Origin of the sequence: Streptomyces curacoi (assembly GCF_001513975.1) — a bacterium.
GTDB classification, from domain to species: Bacteria; Actinomycetota; Actinomycetes; order Streptomycetales; family Streptomycetaceae; genus Streptomyces; species Streptomyces curacoi.
On record NZ_KQ947995.1, the window covers coordinates 57,432 to 79,005 of the forward strand.

Annotated in this window: 14 protein-coding genes and 1 other RNA gene; 11 read left to right on the forward strand and 4 right to left on the reverse strand. The window is 72.4% G+C overall.

All coding sequences use genetic code 11. From position 1 onward, the window contains the following. Nucleotides 1-2: 2 nt before the first annotated feature. Nucleotides 3-1,382 (reverse strand): ABC transporter substrate-binding protein, encoded by a 1,380-nt coding sequence (locus tag AQI70_RS32805; RefSeq protein ID WP_062156096.1) that lies wholly within the window; start codon nt 1,380-1,382, stop codon nt 3-5. Between the two features lie 283 nt (nt 1,383-1,665). After that, nucleotides 1,666-5,244 carry an FHA domain-containing protein gene (locus AQI70_RS32810; RefSeq protein WP_062156097.1) on the reverse strand — a complete coding sequence of 1,193 codons (3,579 nt, stop codon included), beginning with the start codon at nt 5,242-5,244 and terminating at the stop codon, nt 1,666-1,668. 502 nt (nt 5,245-5,746) lie between these two features. On the opposite strand from AQI70_RS32810, the gene AQI70_RS32815 reads away from it, so the two are divergent. The 4 genes from AQI70_RS32815 to AQI70_RS32830 all read left to right on the forward strand — a co-directional run bounded on the left by AQI70_RS32815 (nt 5,747) and on the right by AQI70_RS32830 (nt 11,252). After that, nucleotides 5,747-7,459, forward strand: coding sequence for a serine/threonine-protein kinase (locus AQI70_RS32815; protein ID WP_062156098.1), 1,713 nt, complete (start codon nt 5,747-5,749; stop codon nt 7,457-7,459). Nucleotides 7,460-7,676: 217 nt separating this feature from the next. Continuing rightward, nucleotides 7,677-8,918 carry a serine/threonine-protein kinase gene (locus AQI70_RS32820; protein WP_062156099.1) on the forward strand — a complete coding sequence of 414 codons (1,242 nt, stop codon included), beginning with the start codon at nt 7,677-7,679 and terminating at the stop codon, nt 8,916-8,918. A gap of 280 nt (nt 8,919-9,198) precedes the next feature. Next, a complete protein-coding gene (gene prfB, locus AQI70_RS32825; RefSeq protein ID WP_062156100.1) occupies nt 9,199-10,305 on the forward strand; it encodes a peptide chain release factor 2 in 1,107 nt (368 codons plus the stop codon). A 290-nt stretch (nt 10,306-10,595) separates the two neighbouring features. Continuing rightward, the gene (locus AQI70_RS32830) at nt 10,596-11,252 is read left to right on the forward strand and encodes an LPXTG cell wall anchor domain-containing protein (protein ID WP_062156101.1); all 657 of its coding nucleotides are present in this window, start codon (nt 10,596-10,598) and stop codon (nt 11,250-11,252) included. Nucleotides 11,253-11,355: 103 nt separating this feature from the next. Here AQI70_RS32830 and AQI70_RS32835 read toward each other — a convergent pair whose 3' ends face one another. After that, nucleotides 11,356-11,547 (reverse strand): hypothetical protein, encoded by a 192-nt coding sequence (locus AQI70_RS32835; RefSeq protein ID WP_062156102.1) that lies wholly within the window; start codon nt 11,545-11,547, stop codon nt 11,356-11,358. A gap of 240 nt (nt 11,548-11,787) precedes the next feature. Here AQI70_RS32835 and ftsE point away from each other — a divergent pair, with 240 nt between their 5' ends. The 7 genes from ftsE to AQI70_RS32870 all read left to right on the forward strand — a co-directional run bounded on the left by ftsE (nt 11,788) and on the right by AQI70_RS32870 (nt 17,996). Next, a complete protein-coding gene (gene ftsE / locus AQI70_RS32840) occupies nt 11,788-12,477 on the forward strand; it encodes a cell division ATP-binding protein FtsE (protein WP_004000799.1) in 690 nt (229 codons plus the stop codon). Between the two features lie 37 nt (nt 12,478-12,514). After that, complete coding sequence (gene ftsX / locus AQI70_RS32845; RefSeq protein ID WP_062156103.1) at nt 12,515-13,432, forward strand: permease-like cell division protein FtsX; 918 nt, start codon at nt 12,515-12,517, stop codon at nt 13,430-13,432. A 67-nt stretch (nt 13,433-13,499) separates the two neighbouring features. Continuing rightward, nucleotides 13,500-14,666, forward strand: a complete 1,167-nt coding sequence (locus AQI70_RS32850) for a S41 family peptidase (protein WP_079051576.1) — start codon at nt 13,500-13,502, stop codon at nt 14,664-14,666. 59 nt (nt 14,667-14,725) lie between these two features. Continuing rightward, entirely contained in the window at nt 14,726-15,268 is a 543-nt protein-coding gene (gene smpB, locus AQI70_RS32855; RefSeq protein ID WP_037888398.1) for an SsrA-binding protein SmpB, read from the forward strand. A gap of 94 nt (nt 15,269-15,362) precedes the next feature. Beyond that, nucleotides 15,363-15,731, forward strand: a transfer-messenger RNA (tmRNA) gene (gene ssrA, locus AQI70_RS32860). A gap of 138 nt (nt 15,732-15,869) precedes the next feature. Then, entirely contained in the window at nt 15,870-16,925 is a 1,056-nt protein-coding gene (locus AQI70_RS32865) for a DUF4232 domain-containing protein (RefSeq protein ID WP_062156105.1), read from the forward strand. A gap of 87 nt (nt 16,926-17,012) precedes the next feature. Beyond that, nucleotides 17,013-17,996 (forward strand): extracellular catalytic domain type 1 short-chain-length polyhydroxyalkanoate depolymerase, encoded by a 984-nt coding sequence (locus AQI70_RS32870; protein WP_062156106.1) that lies wholly within the window; start codon nt 17,013-17,015, stop codon nt 17,994-17,996. A gap of 1 nt (nt 17,997) precedes the next feature. Here the strand turns inward: AQI70_RS32870 and AQI70_RS32875 are convergent, their stop codons facing one another. Next, nucleotides 17,998-21,480: an nSTAND1 domain-containing NTPase gene (locus tag AQI70_RS32875; RefSeq protein ID WP_062156107.1), complete on the reverse strand. Its 3,483-nt coding sequence runs from the start codon at nt 21,478-21,480 to the stop codon at nt 17,998-18,000. Between the last annotated feature and the right edge of the window lie 94 nt (nt 21,481-21,574).

Sequence of the window (21,574 nt, forward strand, 5' to 3'; positions counted from 1 at the left end):
CGTCAGTTTCCGTACGCCGCGGCCGCGTCGGCTTCGAGCTTGCGCTGTGTGCCCGCGATGTCCGACGGGTTCTTCAGGAAGTCCTGCAGGATCTTCCACTCGCCCTTGCCGGGCGTGCCGCCGAAGGCCTGCGGGGCCTGGTCGGACATGTCGAACCGGAAGTCGTCACCGGAGTCGATGAGCGCCTTGGCGATCTTCTGCTGGACCTCGTTCGGATACGCCGAGTTCGCCACGTTCTTGTTCGGCGAGAGGTAACCGCCGAGCTTCGCCTGGATCGTCGCCGCGTCCGGGGAGGCGAGCCAGGTGGCCAGGGCCTGCGCCGCCTTGGAGTCCTGCAGGATGACGGCCGCGTCGCCGCCGGAGACGACGGGTGCGGTGTCACCGACGGCCGGGAACGGGAACACCTTCGCGTCCGTGCCGACCTCCGCCTTGGCCTGCGTGATGTTGACCTGCGCGAAGTCGCCCTCGTAGACCATGCCGGCCTTCGGCTGGTCGCCGCCGGTGAAGGTCTGCGTGACGGACTCCGGGAAGTCCGTCTGCAGCGCACCGGTCGCGCCGCCCGCGATGTAGTCCTTCTTGCCCCAGACCTGGGCGAGGGTGGTGAGCGCGTCCTTCACGGACGGGTCGGTCCACTTGATCTCGTGCTTGGCCAGCTGGTCGTACTTCTCGGGACCGGCCTGGGAGAGATAGACGTTCTCGAACCAGTCGGTGAGGGTCCAGCCCTCCGCGCCACCGACGGAGAACGGGGTGACACCGGAGTCGTAGACGGTCTGGGCGGTGCTGAGGAGCTCGTCCCAGGTCTTGGGCTCGCGGGCCCCCGCGTTGTCGAAGACCTGCGCGTTGTACCAGATCAGGGACTTGTTGGCGGCCTTGTAGTAGACGCCGTACTGCTTGTCGTCGACCTTGCCGATGTCCTGCCAGCCCTGCGAGTAGTTCTCCTGGAGCTCCTTGATCACGTCGGCGCCGAGGGGCTTGGCCCACTTCTTGTCGACGGCCTGCTTGATGGCGCCGGGCTGCGGAAGCATCGCGATGTCCGGCGGCTGGCCGCCCGCGACCTTCGAGCCGAGGAAGTTGATGATCGGGTCCTGGGCGGGCACGAAGGTCACCTTGGCGCCCGTGCGCTTCTCGAACTCCGCGAGGACCTTCTTGAAGTTCGCCTGTTCGGCACCGGTCCAGACGGCGGCGACCTCCAGGGATTCGCCGTTCAGCTTGGGAAGGGTGACGGTGTTGCCGGTCTCCTGGCCGGTGCCGCTCTGTTCGTTGCCGCTGTCGTTGTCATCGCCTCCGCATGCGGTGAGCGAGAGTGCGAGGGCGCCCGCGAGTACGGCTGCCGCGGCCCTGGCGCCCCTGCGTGTCCGGTTCTTGCTGCTCGTGCTGCGCATCACTGCCCCGTTCTTCGTGCCTCGTCGAACGTTCGAGCGCTGTCCCGTGCGATCTGGTCTACGCCTTGGTATGGGGGGCGGCAAGACCGCGTCCGCTGTCAAGCGGGGGATCGTGACCGCCTCGTGACCAGGTACGCCGCTGAGGTGAACGTCCCTGGGGGTTGCCGCCCCCAGACCCCCGCTATCGGCCTCAACGGCCTCGTCCTCAATCACCGGAGGGGCTGAATCTGCGTCAGTGGCATTACACGACCGGCATTGCGAGACCGGCGCTACAGGACCGGCACTACAAGAGCGAGGGCACCTCGGTCGCCGCGACCTCCCGCGCCGCCCGCTCCAGCGCGCTGGCCAGCAACGCCAGATCCGTCGGTCCGTTGCCCAGCTCGCGGACCTGACGCCGGGCCGGGGGATCACCCATGCGGTGCCACTCCAACGGCACGACCGTGGGCCGCAGCGTCGCCGTGCGCGGGATACGCCCCGTGACGCGCCCGCCCTGGAACGGCACCACTCTGCCGTCCGCCCAGGCCAGCCGCCCGCGGCCCGGTGCCGGTTCGTCCGGGCCCGCCGTCACCGCGTCCAGCGTCACCCGCAGCGTCGCCCGTCGCGCCGGCTCCGACTCCGCCGTACGGCCCCCGATCCCCGCGGCGGCCACCAGATGCACCCCGAGCCGCTCGCCCTCCCGCGCCACCGCCTCCAGCGCGCGTATCACCGAGCCTGCCGCAGGCCGGCCCGGGGAGCCCAGCGGGGGCGAGACCAGGGCGTCCAGGTCGTCCACCACGACGACGAGCCGGGGCAACGGCGGCACGGCCGCGGCCTGCCGACGGGCCGCACCCGGCCGCAGCCGGAGCGTGGAACTGGGGGGTGTGTCCAGATCCCCCGCACCCTCACCGGTCCCGGTGCCGATACCGGCTCCGGTACCGATACCGGCCCCCGCCGCACGCTGCGCGACCATCCGGCCCGACAGCTCACGGCCGGTGTGCCACTCGGCGAAGTCCGAACGCCCGAGCAGCTCCGCGCGCCGCTTCAGCTCGGCGCTGAGCGACTGGGCGAACTCCCGCATGCGGACCGGGTCGTTGGCGGTGAGGTGGGTGGTGACGTGCGGGACGTCGGTGCAGACCCGCAGCCCTTCGCCGTGCCCGCCGCCCGCGCCGACGCTGTCCCGGCCGTCGATCAGCACGATGCCCAGCCGGTCCGGCCGCTCGGCGGCGGCGAGCGAGGCGACGACCGCCCGCAGCAGCTCCGTACGCCCGCTGCCGGGCGGCCCCTCGATCAGCAGATGCGGGCCGTCGGCGGCGAGGTCCGCGCTGACCGGCCCGCGCGGCCCGGCGCCCAGCACCGCACACGCCCGCCCGCCGAGGGCCTGCGCGTCATCGGCCGCGTCGGCCCAGCGCGCCATCAGCGACGCCGGGGTGGCCCGGGCCAGGCCCAGCTCGTCCAGGAGCCGAGCCGCCTGAGGCAACGGCACGGACACCCGCGTGTGCCGCTCTCCAGTGGTCCCCTCCGTGCGCAACGGCGCCAGAGCCCGCGCGAACCGCTCCGCCCACGCCACGGAGACGGCGTCCACCGTGGCGACCGTGCCGTGTCCGACGGGACCGTGGACGACCCGGTCATGTCCGGCGGGGCCGTGGCCGGCCGTGCCGTGCTCCGTGGAAGCGCGCCCGTCGGCCGGCTGGGGGGCGGTGCCCGTCCGGGCCGCTTCCGGGCGGGTCTCCGCCACGCTCCAGGTACCTGCCTCGCCCGCGGGTGACTCCGCCCCGCTCGGCCGGACGGCCGCTCCGCCGCGCGTGAGCGCCCCGGCCCGCGCGACGCGCATCAGCCGCAGCGCCGTCGCCACGTCACCGCTCAGCAGCGCCACCGCCCCGCACTCCCGGAACACGGGGGACACCGTGCACGCCGCTTCATAGGTCTCCGTCACCGGCGACGCGGGAGACGCCGAAGCCGTCTCGGCGAGACACACGACGTGTATCCCCGCCCGCGGCCCCTCCAGCGCCAGCCGCGCCACCGCCTCGCGCACGTCGGCGCCTCCGGGATCCCCGTCCACCACGACCACCGTGTACGGACCGGCGAACCCGTCCGCCCCGTCGGCCGGGTCGTCGTCGCGCGCCCAGGACGGCCGCCGAACGGCACGCCCGGCCGTGGCCTGGTCGGCGGGCGTGATGCCGACGGGCCCGCTCCCGACGTCCCCCGCCTCCGCGTCCAGGTCCTCCAGGCGCCGCAGCAGCTCCTCCGTGCGCGCCGTCGCCTGTTCGCGGTCGTAGGCCAGCAGAAGGCGGCAGTCCTGGCCGTGTCCGGGGCGGACATGCGGGAGCCAGCCCAGCCAAGCCCACTCGGCGGTGCGCTCCTCCAGGGGGCGGGAGCGGTCCGCGCTGAGCAGCACGATCTCCAGGGTGTCGGGGGAGTGCAGCGCGGCGAGCTGGGCGATCACCGCGCGGGCCAGCCCGGCGAGCCGCTCGCGGGGTCCGGACAGGCCCAGCGCCCCGACCTCACGCAGATCGGCGGTCACCGGCACCGCGGGCAGCAGCCCGGAACCGTCGGGCGCCGCGCGGTCGGCCGTGCCGAGCCGCACCGTGAGCGCCTCCGGGTGACCCGGGGCGCGCTCCCACAGCCGGGGGCCGGGGCCCAGGGCCATCAGCAGCAGCGACGCCGGGTCCGGCCAGGCCTCCGGCAGCCGCAGGCCGTTCGCCGTCGAGGGCTGCCCGGTCGTCTCGGCCGGCCCATCGTCGTCGTACGTCCCACGCCGGGCCGTCGCCCCCTGCTCCCCGCGCCCGCCGGCCAGCCGCCGCGCCCACGCCGTGAGCCCGCCCCGCCTGCGCACGCCCTGCGGTACGTCGGTGCCCCGCAGCGGAGTGCCCTTGCGGCTGCTGCCGTTCGCCGGGGTGCCCGCAGGGGCGCCGTCGCCCGGGGTGCGGTCGGTGCCCGCGCCGCCGTGGCCCCCCTCGCCCCCGTCGAGCGCGCCCAGCCCGAAGCCGGTGCCGTGGGTGTCGCCTCCGCGTGGTCCCGGCAGCGGTGTGTCGGACCGGCCGTGCCGTTCGATCCGTGGTGCCCCGCCCTGCACCGGCACGACGGGCGGTTCGACGGGGCCGTGTTCCTGAGCGGGCGGGAGGCCGCCTCCCCCCGGGGTGGCCGCGTCGCCGCCGTCCGCCACGCGTGCGTGCGGCACCGCGGCGTCGGCTCCGGCGGGCACCCGTACATGCCCCTCCCCGTCGGGCTCCGTCCGCACCCGCGCCCCCGGACCGCCGGCCGGCGTCAGCCGCAGTGCCGACTCGCCGATCCGCAGCAGTGCTCCCGGCCCGAACCGCACCGGGTGGGTCGTCACGCGTGAGCCGTCCAGTGTCGTGCCGTTCGTGGAGCCCAGGTCGGCGACCGAGACGCGGCCGTCGGCGGTGACCGTGACCACGCAGTGCAGCCGGGAGACGTCCGGGTCGTCGAGCGGGACGTCGGCGTCGGCGGAGCGGCCGATGCGGATCTCGCCGCCGTGCAGGAGATGGACCCCGCCCGCGTCCGGCCCGGCCACGACATGGAGCTGGGTCGGGGCGTCGTCCAGCTCGGGGTGGGGTTCGGGCGCCGCCGGGGCGCCCAGGGACAGCACCGCGCCGTCTGTCAGCGGGGGCTCGCCGAGCGTGCTGCGCCGGTCGTCGAGCCGCTCCGCGCCCGCGTACAGCACGACCGGGCCGTCACCCCCGGACACCGCCGAGGCGAGCGCCGACGCCACCGCGGCCAGGGCCGTACCCGCGGGCGCCGTGACCAGCACGTCGCAGCTCGCTGCGCGGCCCCGGGCCGACGGGGACGCACCGTGCTCGCGCGAGGCCGGGAGCTTGGGGGAAGGCGGGGCCAGCGGGTCTACGACGGTCAGCCGGATCTGCATCGGCGTCAGCGGTCCCTTCTGCGCGGGCGCGGACCAGGGCCCGTCCGACGGATCTCCGCGGCGTCGTGACGCCCGGCACGCTTCCCCACCGCCGCCAGGGTGTGGGCGCGGCCCCCGCTCGCCGCACCGCGCGAGAGCACGCGCCGAACGCCGCTCCTTCTTCCGCGGAGATCCATCGGACGGGCCCTCCCCACCCCACACGAGCACATCGGCCAGTACTGCACGCATCCTCGCACCTGCCACTGACAGCGCGCCCCCCGCCCGGAGGCAAGTGATCTTGATTGGTCGGCTCTGCCCGCAAAAGTGCCTGACAGTTGACCTTCCGGCGACCGCTTGAGATCGGTCACGTCCGCTTCGGGCAACCGGGAGACAGAGGCGCGCGTCTTTCCTTCGAACATGTACGGGAAGCCGTACGTAAGACGCACAGAATGACGACAGGCCGGTGCCCGGGGGCACGGCACTACAGTGGGTCGGAACGTAGGCAAGCAGCAGGGAGCGCGACGTGCGGCCGGTAGGCAGCAAGTACTTCCTCGAGGAGCCGCTCGGTCGCGGCGCCACGGGGACCGTCTGGCGAGCCCGCCAGCGAGAGACCGCGGGCGCCGAGGCGGCCGTGCCGGGGCAGCCCGGTGAGACGGTCGCGATCAAGGTCCTCAAGGAGGAGCTCGCCGGCGACGCGGACATCGTCATGCGGTTCCTGCGGGAGCGCTCCGTCCTGCTGCGCCTGACCCACCCGAACATCGTCCGGGTCCGCGACCTGGTCGTCGAGGGCGATCTGCTCGCCCTGGTCATGGACCTCGTCGAAGGTCCCGACCTGCACCGCTACCTGCGCGAGAACGGCCCCTTCACCCCCGTCGCCGCCGCCCTGCTGACCGCCCAGATCGCCGACGCCCTCGCCGCCAGCCACGCCGACGGCGTCGTCCACCGCGACCTGAAGCCCGCCAACGTCCTGCTGAAGCAGGACGGCGGCCAGATGCACCCGATGCTGACCGACTTCGGCATCGCCCGCCTCGCCGACTCCCCGGGCCTGACCCGCACCCACGAGTTCGTCGGCACCCCCGCGTACGTCGCGCCCGAGTCCGCCGAGGGCCGCCCGCAGACGTCCGCCGTCGACATCTACGGCGCCGGAATCCTCCTGTACGAGCTGGTCACCGGCCGTCCGCCGTTCGGCGGCGGCTCCGCCCTGGAGGTCCTGCACCAGCACCTGAGCGCGGAGCCGCGCCGCCCGTCCACGGTCCCCGACCCCCTCTGGACGGTCATAGCCCGCTGCCTGAGCAAGAACCCCGACGAACGGCCCAGCGCCGAGAACCTCGCCCGCGCCCTGCGCGTCGTCGCCGAGGGCATCGGCGTGCACGCCAACTCCGCGCAGATCGCCGCGGCCGAGGGCGTCGCCGCGCTGCTCGCCCCCGACCCCTCGCCGGCCACCGTGCCGGGCTCGGCCGACCCCACGCAGGTGCTGCCGCACGGCGCGGCCCCCGGCGCCTACGACCCGAACGCCGCGACCAGCGTCCTGCCGCACACCGGCGCCCCCGGCCCGGCGGGCGCCGCCGACCCCACGGCCGTACTGCCGAACACGGGCGGCCCGGGCGGCCCTGGCGCCGCCGATCCGACGGCCGTGATGCCGCCGATGCCACCGGGACAGCCCGGCGGGCAGCCCGGCGGGCCCGGGCCCGAGGAGCCGCACCCCTGGCAGAACCAGCTGCGGGCCGCCCGGGACCGCAACGAGCAGACGCAGGTCCAGTACCTCGACCCCAGCCAGGACCCGCTGCGCCGCCGCCCCCAGCGCCAGGTCGCCCGCCCGCAGCAGCCGCAGCAGCCGCCGCGACCCCAGCAGCGGCCTCCGCAGGGCCGCCAGCCCGGGTACGGCCACCCGCAGCAGCAACAGCCTCAGCACTACGCCCCGCCGCAGCAGCCTCAGCGGCCCCAGCCGCAGCGTTACGCCCCGCCGCCCGCGCCGGAGCCGCAGCGGCCCCAGCGTGAACCGCGCCCGCCCCGGCAGCGCAGCGCCAACCCGATGCGGATCCCCGGCCTCGGCTGTCTGAAGGGATGCCTGTTCACCATCGTCATCCTGTTCGTCGCGGGCTGGCTGATCTGGGAGCTGAGCCCGTTGCAGGACTGGATCGGCACGGGCAAGGGCTACTGGCAGCAGCTGACCGACTGGTTCAGCACCGTGACCGGGTGGATCGGGGACCTGGGCGGGAGCTCGGGCACCAACTGACCGGAGGCCGTACCGGCTTGTGGCCGTACGCCGTACCGACTCCTGACCGGAGGCCGTACTGACTTCTGATCGGAGGCAGTACGGCCTTGGCTGGTTTGGGGATTTGTCGACACCGGGCGGGTGATTTCCGCCTCCGCGGTGAAGGTTGGCTCTTCGAACGCGTAGTTTTGTCGACCGGGTGACGCAGCAGCGACGACACGCGTCGGTAGGAGCAGTCTTGGCACGGAAGATCGGCAGCCGGTACACCGCCAACCAGATCCTGGGGCGGGGCAGCGCCGGCACGGTGTGGCTGGGCGAGGGACCCGAGGGGCCCGTCGCCATCAAGCTGCTGCGCGAGGATCTCGCGTCCGACCAGGAGCTCGTCGGACGCTTCGTACAGGAGCGGACGGCCCTGTTGGGCCTGGAGCACCCGAACGTGGTCTCCGTACGTGACCTGGTGGTCGACGGCAACGACCTCGCGCTGGTCATGGACCTCGTCCGGGGCACCGACCTGCGCACCCGCCTCGACCGCGACCGGCGGCTCGCGCCCGAGGCGGCGGTGGCGATCGTCGCGGACGTCGCGGACGGGCTGGCGGCGGCGCACGCGGCGGGGGTCGTGCACCGGGACGTGAAGCCGGAGAACGTGCTGCTGGACATGCAGGGCCCGCTGGGGCCGGGCGGCTCGCATCCGGCCCTGCTGACGGACTTCGGTGTGGCGAAGCTCATCGACACACCGCGCCGGACCCGGGCCACCAAGATCATCGGCACGCCCGACTACCTGGCGCCGGAGATCGTGGAGGGCCTGCCGCCGCGGGCGGCGGTCGACATCTACGCACTCGCCACGGTGCTGTACGAGCTGCTGGCCGGCTTCACGCCGTTCGGCGGCGGCCACCCGGGCGCGGTGCTGCGCCGCCACGTCACGGAGAGGGTGGCCCCGCTGCCCGGCATCCCCGACGAGCTGTGGCAGCTGATCGTGCAGTGCCTGGCCAAGGCGCCGGCCTCCCGACTGCGCGCCTCCGAGCTGGGGACGCGGCTGCGGGAACTGTTGCCGCTGGTCACCGGGATGCCGCCGCTGGATGTGGACGAGCCGGACGCGGAGCCCGCGGCGGACGAGGCTCCGGCCGCCGAGGAGGCGGCGCCGGCGGGGGAGCGGGTGCGGCGGCGGGGCGCGGTGCCGCTGGTGCCGGGGGCGAAGCCGGCCGACTCCAACCGGGACACACATACGTCGATGCGCGTGCCGGGGCCCGATGAGCTGGCCGGAGGCGCGCGCGGTACGGCCCGCGTACCGAGGCCGACGGGCGCCCCCCGTCCGGGCTCGGCCCGCCATCGGGCGGCGACCCGGAGACGGCGGGTGGCACTCGGGGCGGCGGCGGTGGCGCTGGCGGCCGCGGCGGGTGTGGGTGCCTGGCTGGTGGCCTCGGAGGACGATGCCGGGGCGACGCCGCAGGACTCGAACAGCTCCGCCCCGGCGACGCCGTAGCGTTCCTCGCCTGCGTCGCCCCTGCCGGTCGCCGGACGGGCTGAGCCGAACGTCCTGGTGGGCCCGCCCGCCGGGCCGGGGCGCCCCCTGTTCGGGGTGGCGGTGGCGCTGGCGGCCGCGGCGGGTGTGGGTGCCTGGCTGGTGGCCTCGGAGGACGATGCCGGGGCGACGCCGGACGGGCTGAGTCGAACCCCCTGGTGAGCACGCCCCCGGGCCGGGTGCCCCGTGCGGGGCGGTCACCCGGCGCTCCCCACTTGGCGGAGCCGTTACGCTGGAGGGCGTGGCAGTCGTCGATGTATCCGAAGAGCTCAAGTCCCTCTCCTCGACCATGGAGTCGATCGAGGCCGTTCTGGACCTCGACAAGCTGAGGGCAGACATCGCCGTGCTCGAGGAGCAGGCGGCCGCGCCGTCCCTGTGGGACAACCCGGACGAGGCGCAGAAGATCACCAGCAAGCTCTCCCACCTCCAGGCGGAGGTGAGGAAGGCCGAGGCCCTGCGCTCGCGGATCGACGATCTCGCCGTGCTGTTCGAGATGGCCGAGGAGGAGGACGACCCGGACACCCGTGCCGAGGCCGAGTCCGAGCTCGCCGCCGTCCGCAAGGCGCTGGACGAGATGGAGGTGCGCACGCTCCTCAGCGGGGAGTACGACGCCCGCGAGGCGCTCGTGAACATCCGCGCCGAGGCCGGTGGCGTCGACGCCGCGGACTTCGCCGAGCGGCTGCAGCGCATGTACCTGCGCTGGGCCGAGCAGCGCGGCTACAAGACCGAGGTCTACGAGACGTCGTACGCCGAAGAGGCCGGCATCAAGTCGACCACCTTCGCCGTGCAGGCGCCGTACGCCTACGGGACCCTCTCCGTCGAGCAGGGCACGCACCGGCTCGTGCGTATCTCGCCCTTCGACAACCAGGGCCGGCGCCAGACCTCTTTCGCGGGTGTGGAAGTCCTTCCCGTCGTCGAGCAGTCCGACCACGTCGAGATCGACGAGAGCGACCTGCGGATCGACGTCTACCGGTCCTCCGGGCCCGGTGGTCAGGGCGTGAACACCACCGACTCCGCGGTCCGGATCACCCACCTCCCCACCGGCATCGTGGTCTCCTGCCAGAACGAGCGGTCGCAGATCCAGAACAAGGCCACCGCGATGAACGTCCTCCAGGCCAAGCTGCTCGAACGGCGCCGCCAGGAGGAGCGGGCCAAGATGGACGCTCTGAAGGGCGACGGCGGTAACTCCTGGGGCAACCAGATGCGTTCCTACGTGCTGCACCCCTACCAGATGGTCAAGGACCTGCGGACCGAGTTCGAAGTCGGCAACCCCGAGGCCGTGTTCAACGGTGAGATCGACGGGTTCCTGGAGGCCGGAATTCGCTGGCGCAAGCAGCAGGAGAAGTAACTTTGTCGACATGACAACTGCCGCCGCCCCGGCGGCAGTTGTCTTTTGTGTGCCCGCATGTCTGGGTTTTACATCACACTCACAGCCTTCAATCCCCGGCATAGTTCCCGTATTTGGACATGGCGCCAGTAAACGGCCTTGACGTGTCTTCGAAAAATGGGAAGGGTAAAGCGTGGCATGCGTATCTCTGGGGCGCATGTGAACCGGGGGGCTCACATTCAGCTACCCCTGTCGATCACGGCCCCGGGCGCCGCCTCACTGACGATTCAGCTACTGGGGGTAGCAAGCACATGACGAAGAAGACGCGGATCCGCATCGCGCGGATCGCGGCCGGCACCGTGATCGCGGCCGGCGCCTCGCTGACGGCCGCGGGTGCCGCATCTGCGGCGGAGACGCAGGAGCCCTGCTTCCTCGGTATCTGCCTCGGGGACGACGACCCGACCGAGCCGCCGGTGCCCACCGACCCGCCGACGGACATCCCGACCGACATCCCGACGGACCCGGGCATCCCGACCGACGAGCCCACGGTTCCCACGGACCCGACGCTGGAGCCGACCGAGCCGACGGACCCCACCGAGGACCCGACCACCGACCCGTCCGACCCGGGTGACGGGAACGGCAACGGCAACGGCAATGGCAACGGGAACGGCAACGGGAACGGGAACGGGAACGGCAACAACGGGGGCGGTAACAGCAACACCGACCCCGATGGTGGCGCCTCCACCCAGGAGGAGGGCTCCTCCTCCCTGACCGACACCGGCTCGGACAACACCGGCACCGGCACGGGCACCAGCACGTCGGCCCAGGGCGGCGGCGAGGAGCTCGCCGAGACGGGTGCCGCGCAGACCACCTTCCTGCTGGTCGGCGCCGCCACGATGATCGCCGGCGGTATCGGCTTCCGCATCCTGCCGCGCCTGGCGGGCGGCCGTGGCGGTGCGGCCGCCTGACGGTGGCCGACTGCTTACGGTGCGTGATTGACGCCGTACGGCCGAGGGGCCCGGAGCGTGCTTCGCTCCGGGCCCCTCGTGTGTCCGTGCAGGTCGCGCCGGCCTACGCCGTCTGGTGCGCCAGCAGCGCCACCGCTGCGATCAGGATCACCAGCAGGGCGACGAGAGTCATCGGGTTCAGGCCCGCGAACGGGTTCTCCTGCTGCAGCCGCTCGCGGTTGGCCCGGCACACGGGGCAGCGGCCCTCATTGACGGGCGCGGCACAGTTCGCGCACACCAGCCGGTCGTACGTCATGCGCCACCCTCCTTGCCGCTGGTTCCCTCTGGACAACGCTCGTCGGTACGCGAACGTTCCCCCTCCACTGTGCCAGGTTCCTCCGGAGGTTGCGCAGGGACGCCGAAGCGCGGCCCCTGATGCGGCACGGTCCCCAACAAAAACGCACAACCCCGGCACAACCCCTCCCGGCGACTGCGCTGGCGCACCCGGTTCGCGTATGGTCACGCTCATCTACCCCCGGCGACCCGTGGTGCATCCGTGATCCGATTCGACAACGTCTCCAAGGTCTACCCCAAGCAGACCCGCCCCGCACTCAGGGATGTCTCCCTGGAAGTGGAGAAGGGCGAGTTCGTCTTCCTCGTGGGGTCCTCCGGCTCCGGAAAGTCCACCTTCCTGCGGCTGATCCTCCGCGAGGAGCGGTGCAGCCACGGGCAGGTGCACGTCCTGGGCAAGGACCTCGCGCGCCTGTCCAACTGGAAGGTGCCGCAGATGCGCCGCCAGCTGGGCACCGTGTTCCAGGACTTCCGGCTGCTGCCGAACAAGACGGTCGCCGAGAACGTGGCCTTCGCGCAGGAGGTCATCGGCAAGTCGCGCGGCGAGATCCGCAAGTCCGTGCCGCAGGTGCTCGACCTCGTCGGGCTCGGCGGGAAGGAGGACCGGATGCCCGGCGAGCTCTCCGGTGGTGAGCAGCAGCGCGTCGCCATCGCCCGCGCCTTCGTCAACCGGCCCAAGCTGCTGATCGCCGACGAGCCCACCGGCAACCTCGACCCGCAGACCTCCGTCGGCATCATGAAGCTGCTCGACCGGATCAACCGGACGGGCACGACCGTGGTGATGGCCACGCACGACCAGAACATCGTGGACCAGATGCGCAAGCGCGTCATCGAGCTGGAGAAGGGCCGCCTCGTCCGCGACCAGGCGCGCGGCGTCTACGGCTACCAGCACTGACCCCCGTAGAAGTCCGGAAAGGCCTGAAGAAGCCGCCATGCGCGCCCAGTTCGTACTGTCCGAGATCGGTGTCGGTCTCCGCCGCAATCTGACGATGACCTTCGCCGTCATCGTCTCCGTCGCCCTGTCGCTCGCCCTGTTCGGCGGGTCGCTCCTGATGAGCGACCAGGTCAGCACCATGAAGGGCTACTGGTACGACAAGGTCAACGTCTCGATCTTCCTCTGCAACAAGAGCGACGCCGAGTCCGACCCCAACTGCGCCAAGGGCGCGGTCACCGAGGACCAGAAGAAGGAGATCCTCGCCGACCTGGACAAGATGTCGGTCGTCGAGAAGGTGACGTACGAGTCGCAGGACCAGGCGTACAAGCACTACAAGGAACAGTTCGGCGACTCCCCGCTGGCGGCCTCCCTCACGCCGGACCAGATGCAGGAGTCGTACCGGATCAAGCTGAAGGACCCGGAGAAGTACCAGGTCATCGCCACCGCCTTCGACGGGCGGGACGGCGTGCAGTCGGTGCAGGACCAGAAGGGCATTCTGGACAACCTCTTCGAGCTGCTGAACGGCATGAACTGGGCCGCGCGAGCCGTCATGGCGCTCATGCTGGTCGTGGCGCTGATGCTGATCGTCAACACGGTACGCGTGTCGGCGTTCAGCCGGCGGCGTGAGACCGGGATCATGCGCCTGGTCGGCGCCTCGGGCTTCTACATCCAGGCGCCGTTCATCATGGAGGCCGCGGTCGCCGGGCTCATCGGCGGGACGGTCGCGTGCGGGTTCCTGGTGATCGCCAGATACTTCATCATCGATCATGGACTGGCCCTGTCGGAGAAGCTGACACTGATCAACTTCATCGGCTGGGACGCGGTGTTGAAGTATCTGCCGCTCATCCTCATGACGAGTTTCCTGATGCCCGCGTTGGCGGCGTTCTTCGCGCTGCGCAAGTATCTGAAGGTGTGACCAATGCCAAGGGGGCCGTACGGGCAACGGACCGTACGGCCCCTTGCGTTGTCCTAGACTCACCGGCATGTCAGGTCGTGACCCGTTCTGTCAGCCCCGCCGCTTCGGCCGCGGGGCCGCCCTGACATTGGTCTTCACGAGCGTGCTCGTCGCCGGTGCCGCGACCGGCTCCCTGCCCGGCCCTGACCGGAAATCCCCGCCCGGCCAGGCCCGTTCGGCCACCCCCGCCGACCACCACGAGGACGTCGCCGAGGCGGCCGCCGAGGCCATGGCCGCCGGCAAGTCCCCCACGGAGGCCGCCGAACGCGCGGTCAGCCGCAGCGGGGACCGCTGGGGTGCCGTCTACTCCCAGGGCGAGTACGAGGAGTTCGAGGAGGCCCTCGACGGCGAGTACACCGGCGTCGGGCTGTGGGCGCGGCGCGAGCGGGACGGCCGTATCGAGGTGACCAGGGTGCGGGCGGGGTCGCCCGCCGCGACCGCCGGGATCCGCGTGGGCGACCGGCTGCGCAGCATCGACGGAGAGCAGGTCGAGGGGCGCCCGGTCACCGAGGTCGTCTCCTTACTGCGCGGCGACGCCACGGACGCGCCCGCCGGTACGGAGGTGAAGGTGGGGCTGGAGCGCGGCACGCGCGCGTGGGACCTCACTCTGCGCCGGGCCCGGCTGTCCACCGACTCGGTCACTGTTCGAAAACTCGCCGACGGCATCACCGTGATCCGGATCTCCTCCTTCACCAAGGGTTCCGGTGACGCGGTCCGCGCCGCCGCGCAGCAGGCCCCGGCCGGCGCCGGCGTCATCCTGGACCTGCGCGGCAACTCCGGCGGCCTGGTCACCGAGGCCGTCACCGCCGCCTCGGTCTTCCTCGACGGCGGCCTCGTCGCCACGTACGACGTCGAGGGCGAGCAGCGCGCCCTGCACGCCGAGCCCGGCGGCGAGACCCGCAGACCCCTCGTCACGCTGGTCGACGGCGGCACGATGAGCGCGGCCGAGCTGCTCACCGGCGCCCTGCAGGACCGCGGGCGGGCGGTCGTCGTGGGCACCCGCACCTTCGGCAAGGGCTCGGTCCAGATGCCGAGCCGCCTGCCCGACGGCTCCGTCGCCGAGCTGACCGTCGGCCACTACCGCACCCCCTCCGGACGGACCGTCGACGGCACGGGGATCACCCCCGACCTGGAGGCCGACCAGGAGGTCCTGGAGCGGGCCGAGACGGTGCTCAGCGGACTGGGCGACTCGTAAATCGGCTTTCCGCGAACCCCGTCCGTAGTGCGAAAATGGACGGCACTATGAGCAAGGGAATGTACGTACCGAAGGAGTCCCAGCCCAAGCAGGGCGGGGCGGCCGCGAAGGCCAGGGACGGCGAGAAGGGCGGCAAGCGCAAGATCGTCGCCCAGAACAAGAAGGCCCGGCACGACTACGCGATCATCGACACCTACGAGGCCGGCCTCGTACTCACCGGCACCGAGGTCAAGTCGCTGCGCGAGGGACGGACCTCGCTGACCGACGGCTTCGTCCAGATCGACCGGGGTGAGGCGTGGCTGCACAACGCCCACATCCCCGAGTATCACCAGGGCAGCTGGACCAACCACTCCGCGCGCCGCAAGCGCAAGCTGCTGCTGCACCGCGAGGAGATCGACAAGCTGGAGGCCAAGTCCCAGGAGACGGGTCACACGATCGTGCCCCTCGCCATCTACTTCAAGGACGGTCGCGCGAAGGCCGAGGTCGCTCTCGCGCGAGGCAAGAAGGAGTACGACAAGCGCCAGACCCTGCGGGAGAAGCAGGACCGGCGGGAGTCGGACCGGGCGATCGCTGCGGCACGGCGCAGGCAGCGGGGCGTCTAGGCGGCCGCGGGGAATACGCTGGCATCGTCGTGCGTTGGTCACGTACGATGGCACTCGTGCCCCACAGCGGGCACGTGGATTGAAAAATCAACATGGGGATGATCGGTTTCGACAGCGGCTGTTGAAGCAGGGGAAGCGTGTCGAGGAAGCGGCAATGATCTCGTAAACCATATGTCGCAAAAAATAATCGCCAACACCAAGCGCGATTCCTTCGCCCTCGCTGCCTAAGTAGCGACTTGCGAAGTGTCAGCCCGGGGCTGTTCCCGACCCGGATCCTGGCATCAGCTAGGGAACTAAACCTTGATCCCGGTCACGGGGTGAAAAGGGAAACCAAACAGTGACTGGGCCCGTCGGCGACTTGTTCGCGTGATCGCCGGGGCCGAGAAAATCACAGCGAACTGCACACGGAGAAGCCCTGATTCTGCACCGTTGGACGCGGGTTCGATTCCCGCCATCTCCACTTACCCCATGTGGGCAAGGCCTCGTCACCTTCGGGTGGCGGGGCCTTTGTCTTGTCGGGTCTTGCGGCTGTGACACCGCTGTGACCGGAGGTGTGGGTTCCACCACAGCTTGTGAGGTCGGGGCCTGTTGGGGTGGGCACATGCCTACCAGCCTTCGCGCGCTTCCCGCCGTTCCGGCCGTCCTCGCCGGTGTTCTGCTGCTCGCCGCGTGCGGTTCCGAGAGTGCCTCGCCGGGCGGTGACGCGGGGCGCGCTCGGGGGGACGGTGGGGCGGTCGGTGTCGAGGCGGTGTGTCCGTCGGGGTTCTCGCAGTACGGCCGGGTGGCGGCGTCCGCTGAGCCATCCGCCGGCAGCCGTCCCTCCGGGGCACCGACGCCGCTTCCCCTGCCCTCGACCGACGGGACCGTTGAGGGCGACGTGAAGGTCACCGGGCTGTATGCCTGGGGGGACGACAGTGGCTGCGAGGCCGATTTCTCCGCCGACTTGGCAGTGACCAACCGCGGGACGGAGAAGGCGACTTACACCGTCACCGTCGGGTTCTTCTCGGCGTCCGGAAGCATCGTCGACCATGTGGAGCAGACCGTCGCGTCGGTCGGGCCGGGGCGGACCGTCAAGGCGACCGTCGGCATGGGGACGTCGCTCGGGGACGCGTCCGAGGTGTCGAACGTCAAGGTGGAGAAGGTGCGCAGCGTTCCCGCCGACGAGACGCCGTCCGCCTCGGGGCCGTGCCCCGCGTCCGGGGTGCACGTCTACGCGGACGAGGGGGACGCCGCCATGGGCTTGCGCGTCGTCGGGCTGCATCTCGTCAACTGCGGCACCCGGCCCTACCGGCTCGACGGCTACCCGGAGCTCGAACTCCTCGACGAGGACCACGACACGGTGGACGGCGTGCGGATCCTGCACGGGACGGACCGGATCAGCACCGGCATCGGAGGCGCCGGCGGTCCGCAGCCCGTCGTGCTGCGGCCGGGCGAGGCCGCGGAGGCCACGCTGGCATGGCGGAACACCACCGGCTTCGGCGATCCGGTGCACGCGCCGTACGTCCGCGTGGCAGCCAGGCCGGGCGCCCGCCCGGTCACGGTGATGCCGGAACTCGATCTCGGGACGACGGGGAAGCTCGGTGTCGGGCCGTGGGAGAAGGACGAGACGTTCCGAAGTGACGCCGGCGTCACGCCCCGGCCGACGGCGGCGCCGTAGGACGCGCTGCCCTCACATGGCGGGCGTGTCTGTTGTGTTGTCCCACTCCATATCGGCGGGTCATGCACGCTTCTACGGTCCCTCCGCATGACACAGACCAGAGCCGCAAGTCGTCGTATCACCGTCCTGGGGACCCTGTTGGCCGCCCTGCTCGCCGCCCTCCTCACGCCCGGCAGGGCCGAGGCCGCCTCCCTCAAGGAGGTGACCGGGTTCGGGGCCAACCCCGGCGCGCTGCGCATGTTCCGGTACGTCCCCGACGGGCTGCCCGCCGGCCGGCCCGTGGTCGTCGCGTTGCACGGGTGCACGCAGAACGCCTCCGGGTACGGCACCGGCAGCGGGTGGATCCAGCTCGCCGACCGGTGGGGCTTCTCCGTGGTGCTGCCGCAGCAGCAGAGCGCCAACAACGGCTCCCTCTGCTTCAACTGGTTCCAGAGCGGTGACATCGCACGCGGTCAGGGCGAGGCCGCCTCCGTCGCGCAGATGGTGGACCGGCAGCTCGCCGATGTGTCCGGGGACGCATCACGGGTGTATGTGACCGGGCTGTCCGCCGGGGGCGGGATGACCGCCGTGATGATGGCGGCGTACCCGGAGAGGTTCGTGGCGGGCGGGATCGTCGCCGGGCTGCCGTACGGGTGTGCGCAGGCCGCCGGGTCGCCGTATGTGTGCATGTACGTCGGGGCCACGCAGACGCCGAGGCAGTGGGGGGACCGGGTGCGCGCCGCCCGCCCGGGGTACGCCGGGCCCTGGCCGGCGCTGGTGGCCTTCCAGGGCACGGCCGACCACACCGTGAAGCCCGTCAACATGACCGACCTGACGCGGCAGTGGACGGATGTGCACGGGGCCGATCAGGCCGCCGACGTGAGCGACAGCGTCGCCGGGTATCCGCACCAGGTCTTCGAGGACGTGAGCGGGCGTGCGGTCGTGGAGACGTACAGCCTCACCGGGATGGGGCACGGGCAGCCCGTCGACCCCGGGAGCGGGAGCGAGCAGTGCGGTGTCGCCGGGGCCTATCTCCTCGACGCGAATCTGTGCGCCGCCCACCGGATGGGGCGGGCGTGGGGGCTGGGGTGAATCAGGGGCACAGCGGGCCCTTGTAGGCGCCGGGGGGCAGGTGCTGCTCCGGGGGCAGTCGCTCGTCGCCGAGGATGCGGCACAGGTCCGCCATCCACGCCTCGGCCTCGCGGCGTTCGTCGGCGGATGCGGATGCGGATGCGGAGGCTGAGGCTGAGGCGTCGGGGGAGGGGCGCCGTGCTGACATGGGCACGTGCTCCGACTCGGTGGGGAGGGCTTCCGCCGGATCGCCCGCCCGGGCGTCGACGAGCGCGATGACTCCACGGTGCTGCAGGACCCACACCGGCTTGGCCGGCGTGCCGAGGAGGTCCATGGCCGTCCAGTGCGCGGCGATGTGGGCGGCCTGGGCCGCGGCTTCCCAGGGCAGGGCGGAATGCCGGGAGCCGTAGAGGAGGGTCGGCCGGCCCTGATCGCCGACCGCGATGTGGTCCGGTCCGGCTTCGGCAGCGAACCGGTCCCGCCACTCCACCCGCCCGCTCGACACGTCGTACACGGTCACCGTGGTCGTCCGCCACTCGGAGTCCGGCGTCTCCTGCACGGATTCCGCGATCGCCAGACGTGTCAGATCGGGGCTCACGTCGAAGGCGAACGGCTTCTCCAAGCCGTTGTCGACGTACTGGAAGGTGTGGGTCCGTCGCGGCTTCGACGTGGCCGCGTCGAGGTCCCACAGCGAGAACCGGTGCGTCACCTCGATCTCGCTCGCCGCCGCCGCGGTGAGACCGCTGGAGGTGGACCAGGTGACCAGCCCGTTCCTGTTCGCACCGACGACCGTTTCCTCCCTGTCGGTGAAGGACACTTGCCGGAAGGCGCCGTTCGCGGTGTTCCACTGGAACACGCCGTCGGCGTACTGGCCCATCAGCTGTTCGTGGTCCGGGGCGAAGACGAGTCCGTAACGGATCGACCCGGGTTCGATGGCGGGCTGGTCCACCCGCCTGGTCTTGCGGGCTCTCACGTCGTACAGGTGGACGTGGGCCGCCCGCGGGGCCCCGGTCGAGCTCGTCGCCGCCAAGGCCGGCCTGAGCGCCACCACCGAGCCGTCCGGGCTGATGCCGGTGACGCCGCCGCTGTGCCGGAGGGACCGCCGCTGGTGAGCCGAGCCGTCGCGCACCCACACGGCGGCCGTGCCGTCGGCGGTCTGCGAGGCGATCACCCGGCCCCGCCGGTCGACCGCGTAGGCCGGGGACCAGGCCTCGTGCGGCCGGGCGTCGGTCGGGTAGTCGGGGACGAGCAGGTCGGCGAACCCGTACCGCGCGTGCATCTGCCCCAGCACCTCCCGGGTGCCCTTCGTGTAGTGCGTCCGGTAGGCCCGCATGGCCAGCAGCAGCGCGGTGTACATGTTCCCCGAGGAGTCCTCGGCCTCGTCCTCCGCGCGCAGCCGCAGCTCGCGCGCCACGGAAGCGGCCAGTTCCTCGGAGGGGTCCTGCGGGTTGCCCGAGACCAGGAAGGCGGTGAGCACCGTCACGAACGCCACGACGGCGGCCGTGCCGCGGCCGGCCAGACGCCGGCGTCCCGCCCGCCCGCTGGCCGCCACGAACTCCTCGTCCGCCGGGCTGAGTTCGCCGGGCCGACGGCTCAGCCAGCGGTGTGCGTCACGCAGGTCCGCGCCGTGCAGGAGGCGGCGCCGCGGCCGGCCGGCGCGTTCCCAGAGGGTGCTCCGCCGGCGCAGGTCCTCCTGCCAGGCGCGGAAGTCGTGGTCGGCGGCGACGTACTCCTTCAGCCGGGCCCACTGCGCCAGCAGCGTCTCGTGGGCGAGTTCGACGGTCTCCTCCGGCGGGCCGTCCTCCGGGAGGTGGTCCGCGCCGGGCACGACCAGGCGGGTGGTCATCAGCCGCTGGGCGATCCGCCACCGTTCGGGCTGGAGCTCGGAGCGGCGCACGGTGCGGCGGGCGGGGGCGGTGCGGCCCTCGGCGGGGTGGACCAGCTGGGTCAGCAGCGCCCGGGCGGCCCGCTGCTCGTCCCTGGTCAGCCAGGCCGTCCAGACCTGCTCCGCGTAGTTGGCGAGCGCGTCGTCGACCCGGCCCAGGGCCTCGTACGCCGCGTGCCCGATGACACCGCGCTCCTGGCGCTCCCACAGCCGGGTGAGGGTGAACTGGAGCAGCGGCAGCCGTCCCGGGTCGCGTCCGATGTCCTGCAGGATCCGGTCCACGAGCCCCGGCTCGTACGACACCCCGGTCCGCTCCAGCGGTCGCACGATCGCGGCGCGCAGTTCCGCGTCCGACATCGCGACCAGCGTGAACAGCCGGTCGCCGGCCAGCAGCGAGGCCAGTTCCGGCTGGTCGAGCGCGGCGGTCAGGAAGTCGGCCCGCAGCCCGAGCAGCACCTGCAGCCGGGAGCCGGGCTCCAGACAGTGGGCGAGCGCCCGGGCGAACGGGGCGAGGTCGGCCCGGGCCGGGCCGACGAGTGTCTCCTCGAACTGGTCGGCGACCAGCAGCAGCCGGTCCTTGCCCTGCCGCTCCAGCAGCCGCTCCACGACCGCGGGCATCCCGCCGTCGCCCAGCAGCCGTTCCAGCCGGGGGCGTTCCGCCAGCCGGGCGGTCTCGGTGAGGTCGGGTTCGAGGAGCGGAAGCAGGGTGAGGGCGAGGGTGGTGAGCGGGCTCGGGCCGGGCCGGCCGGGCCGCAGGACCACCGTCCGCAGCCGGTGCCCGCCCGGGCCGCTGCCGCGCAGCAGGGGCAGCACCCCGGCGAACAGCAGCGAGCTCTTGCCGCTGCCGGAGGGGCCGACGAGGCAGGTCGCGGGCGCGTAGCCGAGCCGGTCGACGATGCGCCGGGCGGGGTCCTCGCGGCCGTGGAACAGGGCGGCGTCCCGCTCATGGAAGTGGTCCAGGGCCCGGAACGGGTTCGCGCCGAGGGCGGCGTCGCCGAGCGAGGGCCGGCTCGCGCGCAGCACCCGGGTGGGGATCAGGTACCCGGTGCGGACATCGGCCGCGCGGTCGGCGGCCACGACCATCCCGACCACGCCGCCGGTGTCGCTGTCCCACACCGGTGCGCCGGAGAAGCCGGGCCGGATGCGGTGCTGGGCGGCCGGGTCGGTGTCGTACTGGAACCAGTCGGCGCCCTGACGTCCCCTCAGCCAGCCGACGCTCCACACACCGTCGTCGTAACCGGCCGGGAAGCCGAAGGTGCGCACCCGGCGGTCGGGGCCCGCGACATCGTCGACCAGACGTGCCACCGGCGCCTTCTCGGGCGGCTCGGACAGCAGCCGCAGCACGGCCACGTCGCCCGACCCGCCCGGTTTCACCGGTGTCCAGTCCGCGATGCTCGCCTCGATCTCGCGGCCCGGGTCGGCCAAGGGGAAGTCCAGCCGCAGCCGCCCGGCGGGCAAGTCCTCGGTGTCCGGCGGCGCCCCCAGAGCCTGGGCCGCGACATGGGCGCAGGTCAGCACCTCGCCCGGTCCGATGAGGAAGCCGGACCCCACGGGCCGGCCCGTCACATCGAGGATCCTGACGACGGCGGCGTCCCCCGGCGCTGCGCTGTCGACCTCCATGGCTTCCTGTTCGTCACCCCCCGAGAGCGGTAGCGCGCTGTCCCACGGACCATCGCCCGACACCTTGCCCACTCCTTCCCCACCTCCGCAGCGG

What these genes read in the sequence shown, in the direction of transcription:
- AQI70_RS32850 (WP_079051576.1), top strand. Translation starts at nt 13,500, where the DNA reads ATGTCAGGTCGTGACCCGTTCTGTCAGCCCCGCCGCTTCGGCCGCGGG.
- ftsX (WP_062156103.1), top strand. Translation starts at nt 12,515, where the DNA reads ATGCGCGCCCAGTTCGTACTGTCCGAGATCGGTGTCGGTCTCCGCCGC.
- AQI70_RS32830 (WP_062156101.1), top strand. Translation starts at nt 10,596, where the DNA reads ATGACGAAGAAGACGCGGATCCGCATCGCGCGGATCGCGGCCGGCACC.
- AQI70_RS32835 (WP_062156102.1), bottom strand. Translation starts at nt 11,547, where the DNA reads ATGACGTACGACCGGCTGGTGTGCGCGAACTGTGCCGCGCCCGTCAAT.
- AQI70_RS32865 (WP_062156105.1), top strand. Translation starts at nt 15,870, where the DNA reads ATGCCTACCAGCCTTCGCGCGCTTCCCGCCGTTCCGGCCGTCCTCGCC.
- AQI70_RS32870 (WP_062156106.1), top strand. Translation starts at nt 17,013, where the DNA reads ATGACACAGACCAGAGCCGCAAGTCGTCGTATCACCGTCCTGGGGACC.
- AQI70_RS32875 (WP_062156107.1), bottom strand. Translation starts at nt 21,480, where the DNA reads ATGGAGGTCGACAGCGCAGCGCCGGGGGACGCCGCCGTCGTCAGGATC.
- AQI70_RS32805 (WP_062156096.1), bottom strand. Translation starts at nt 1,382, where the DNA reads ATGCGCAGCACGAGCAGCAAGAACCGGACACGCAGGGGCGCCAGGGCC.
- AQI70_RS32810 (WP_062156097.1), bottom strand. Translation starts at nt 5,244, where the DNA reads ATGCAGATCCGGCTGACCGTCGTAGACCCGCTGGCCCCGCCTTCCCCC.
- smpB (WP_037888398.1), top strand. Translation starts at nt 14,726, where the DNA reads ATGTACGTACCGAAGGAGTCCCAGCCCAAGCAGGGCGGGGCGGCCGCG.